The sequence below is a fragment of the Rathayibacter sp. VKM Ac-2929 genome (assembly GCF_022815495.1).
Taxonomy (GTDB): Bacteria; Actinomycetota; Actinomycetes; order Actinomycetales; family Microbacteriaceae; genus Rathayibacter; species Rathayibacter festucae.
Map to the genome: position 1 here is coordinate 1 of NZ_JALGRV010000018.1, position 299 is coordinate 299.

Below are 299 nucleotides of genomic sequence, written 5' to 3' on the forward strand. Positions count from 1 at the left end.
TCGCCGACGCGCCTCAGAGCCGCGGAACGGATGCACCGCGGCCACCGCATCGCGCTCACCGTCCCAAAGGCGTTCGCTCGCGGCGCGACTCGAAGCGAGACCCGCGATCTCGTCGAGCGCTCCATCCGCGCCGAACTCGCGGTGACGCTCGGCGTGTCCGAGCGGGAGGTCTGCCGACGCCTCGAGACCGCGCAGATGCTGATGGAGCACCTTCCCCTCACCCGCGCCCTACTGCGGGACGCGCGGATCCTCTGGGAGGTCGGCGAGGCGATCTGCAGAACCGCGAGCACCCTCCCGGA

The 299-nt window shown here is 71.6% G+C and carries 1 protein-coding gene; it reads left to right on the forward strand.

Going from position 1 to position 299, the window contains the following annotated elements; all coding sequences use genetic code 11:
- Window positions 1–30 precede the first annotated feature (30 nt).
- The coding region (locus MT355_RS21070; RefSeq protein ID WP_243601048.1) for a hypothetical protein at window positions 31–299 on the forward strand (269 nt) is incomplete at its 3' end.